A 508-nucleotide genomic window follows, 5' to 3' on the forward strand; every position below is an offset into this window, starting at 1 on the left:
AAGCCGAACGCCGTCGCCCCGGAGGCCGCCCCGGCCGCGGGTGCGGTGGAGGACGTCACCGTCGCGTTCACCGGCAACGCCGCCAAGGTCGTCTCGCGCACCCCGCGGGTGTCCTCCGGCCGTCCGGAGCTGACCGAGGCCGCGATCGTGGTCTCCGGCGGCCGCGGCGTCGGTGCCGCCGAGGGCTTCGGCGTGGTCGAGGAGCTCGCCGACGTGCTCGGCGCGGCCGTCGGTGCCTCGCGTGCCGCCGTCGACGCCGGCTGGTACCCGCACAGCAGCCAGGTCGGCCAGACCGGCAAGCAGGTCTCCCCGCAGCTCTACATCGCCAACGGCATCTCCGGCGCGATCCAGCACCGGGCCGGCATGCAGACCTCGAAGACCATCGTGGCCGTCAACAAGGACCCCGAGGCCCCGATCTTCGAGCTCGCCGACTACGGCGTGGTCGGCGACCTGTTCGAGGTCCTGCCGCAGCTCACCGGTGAGGTGAAGGCCCGCAAGGCCTGACACC

The 508-nt window shown here is 73.4% G+C and carries 1 protein-coding gene; it reads left to right on the forward strand.

Features of this window, described 5'->3' with window-relative positions; genetic code table 11:
- On the forward strand, nucleotides 1-504 hold a 504-nt coding region (locus VR45_RS25655; protein WP_045942207.1), incomplete at its 5' end, for an electron transfer flavoprotein subunit alpha/FixB family protein.
- Nucleotides 505-508 lie beyond the last annotated feature (4 nt).

This window comes from Streptomyces sp. NRRL S-495 (assembly GCF_000966955.1).
Lineage (GTDB): Bacteria > Actinomycetota > Actinomycetes > Streptomycetales > Streptomycetaceae > Kitasatospora > Kitasatospora purpeofusca.